The following is a 2,198-nucleotide window of genomic DNA, read 5'->3' as shown; positions in this document are numbered from 1 at the left end:
GGCCAATACACCGCACCGGTGCTGGTCGAGCTCGCCGCTTCGCATGACGTCGAGATGCCGGTGTCGCAGGCGGTCGCGGCCATCCTCTCAGGCGCGGTCACGATCGACGCCGCGATCGAAGGCCTGCTGACGCGGCCGTTCAAGGCCGAGGAATAGCTGCTCCTGCTAACCTCTCCCCTAACGGACCGCGAGAGGGAGCACATCGCTGTCCCTGCGGTATCGCGCTGTGCTCGACACATAATTTAAGGAATAGCGTGGTCGTCCCACTCCACCGTCATGGCCGGGCTTGACCCGGCCATCCGCGTCTTGCCTATGCTAGGCTGACAGAACATGGCCGCCCAGTGCTTTCGTCCGGCCATGGCGCGTGGAGAAAGTGTCGTCATGAACCACTGGCTGGTGAAATCCGAACCCTCGGTGTGGTCCTGGGATCAGCAGGTGGCGAAGGGCGCCAAGGGCGAGGCCTGGACCGGCGTGCGCAATTTCACCGCACGGATCCACCTCAATGCGATGAAGAAGGGCGACCTCGCCTTCTACTACCATTCCAACGAAGGCAAGGAGATCGTCGGCATCGCCGAAGTGATCAAGGAGGCCTATCCCGATCCGACCGACAAGACCGAAAAATTCGTCTGCGTCGACATCAAGGCGGTGAAGCCCTTAAAGACGCCGGTAACGATGGCCGCGATCAAGGCCGAGCCGAAGCTCGCCGACATGGCTCTGGTGAAATTCTCCCGGCTCTCGGTGCAGCCGGTGACATCTGAGGAATGGAAGCTGGTCTGCAAGATGGGCGGCCTGTAGCGCCGCTGCCCTCGACCCTAGCGCTACGCGTGCTGTAAATGAGCGCTGCAATATGCGCGCCCGCTCTCGCCTCCGTCATTCCGGGGCGCGCCAAAAGGCGGGAGTTCGGAATCCATAACCGCAGGCGGATACAGTGAAAGCGCTGCCGCTCCAGCCATCGCAAAACAAAGTCCTGTGGCTATGGATTCCGGGCTCACGCGCTGCGCGGGTGCCCCGGAATGACCAGCGGTGAGAGCTGCGCCGAATGCGCCGTTGCCGATACGAACGCACCGACAGGCCCGACCGATGCGACGAGGTCGTTCTTTCGACATCAACCTCAGGATGCTACGTTCACCTGCAGCGGGGAGCACCTGCTTCCTGCTTCCAGCGAACAGGAGGACGACATGTCTGACAGCGTCTACAAGGTCATCGAGCTGATCGGCACCAGCAGCGAATCCTGGGAAAAAGCGGCCACCAACGCCGTCGAGCAGGCGGCGAAAACCCTCCGCGACCTGCGCGTCGCCGAGGTCGTCCAGCTCGACATGCAGCTCGACGCCAAGGGCAAAGTCGAGGCGTATCGGGCCAAAGTCAACGTCTCTTTCAAGTTCGAAGGCGCATGAGCTGAGCGACGTCGTGCTTGCGGCAAATCCGGGATGGCAGCGGATATTGGCAGTTCTCCAGCAACAGACTCCACTGTCGTCCCGGCCTTGAGCCTGGAACCATCGCGACCGGCAGATATGATGAAATCATAGCTCGGCCCTTCGGGCGGTCCCGGAATGACGACAGAGAGAGTGGCGCGCGCATGTCCGCCATGCGCAAACCCGTCGGGTTACTTTGTCGCAACTGCGCGCGCTTGCGTCGTCGGGCAAATCAGAACGATGATTTCGCCGTCTCGCCTCCACTGCGGAGGGGCGTATCGCGATCGTCACGAGACGTGGGAAGCGGGATGCGATGGACGCGACGTGACGTCGGATGTGGTCTCACATGCGGACGAACGACATGGCGCGGACGGCGAAGTCGTATGGTCCTGGCATCCCGACGCTGATGCCAAGCCACGCCGATGATCGGCGGGGCGACGGTGGCCAAAAAGCCCGGCGCACCGAGGAGATCACGTATAAGCCGTAACACCATTGCGCAGGGAAGGCCGGTTATTGGCCAAGCCTGTGTTCTGCCGCGTGCTTTTTTGCTGCACGCGGACCATGGGTATCAGCGGATACCCGGCCTTCCCTGCGCCCTCTGTTTGATGAGGGTAATGAGATCAGGCTAGCTCGGGCATGTCATGTCGCGAGAACGCGAAGTCATGTTCGCAATGCGCGTGCGACATCTTCAGATGTGATGCCCCAGGCGGGGCATCCAGTACGCCGCGGCCCTCGGTCGATTACTGCTGTCTCCGGAATACTGGATCGTCCGCCTTCGCGGACGAT

2 protein-coding genes and 1 pseudogene are annotated in these 2,198 nt (G+C 61.8%); all 3 read left to right on the top strand.

Features of this window, described 5'->3' with window-relative positions; all coding sequences use genetic code 11:
* Positions 1–156: pseudogene (locus tag WA702_RS27000) on the top strand (NAD(P)H-dependent glycerol-3-phosphate dehydrogenase); the annotation flags it as partial.
* A gap of 225 nt (positions 157–381) precedes the next feature.
* Positions 382–795, top strand: coding sequence for an EVE domain-containing protein (locus WA702_RS26995; protein WP_425113598.1), 414 nt, complete (start codon positions 382–384; stop codon positions 793–795).
* A gap of 218 nt (positions 796–1,013) precedes the next feature.
* Complete coding sequence (locus WA702_RS26990; RefSeq protein WP_425113597.1) at positions 1,014–1,394, top strand: dodecin family protein; 381 nt, start codon at positions 1,014–1,016, stop codon at positions 1,392–1,394.
* Positions 1,395–2,198: the final 804 nt, after the last annotated feature.

This window comes from Bradyrhizobium sp. (assembly GCF_049798375.1).
GTDB lineage: Bacteria > Pseudomonadota > Alphaproteobacteria > Rhizobiales > Xanthobacteraceae > Bradyrhizobium.
This window is presented reverse-complemented; position numbering and strand designations above follow the sequence as displayed.

Bases quoted from the DNA above. Each gene is read 5' to 3' on its own strand.
- WA702_RS26995 (WP_425113598.1), top strand. From the start codon at position 382: ATGAACCACTGGCTGGTGAAATCCGAACCCTCGGTGTGGTCCTGGGAT.
- WA702_RS26990 (WP_425113597.1), top strand. From the start codon at position 1,014: ATGACCAGCGGTGAGAGCTGCGCCGAATGCGCCGTTGCCGATACGAAC.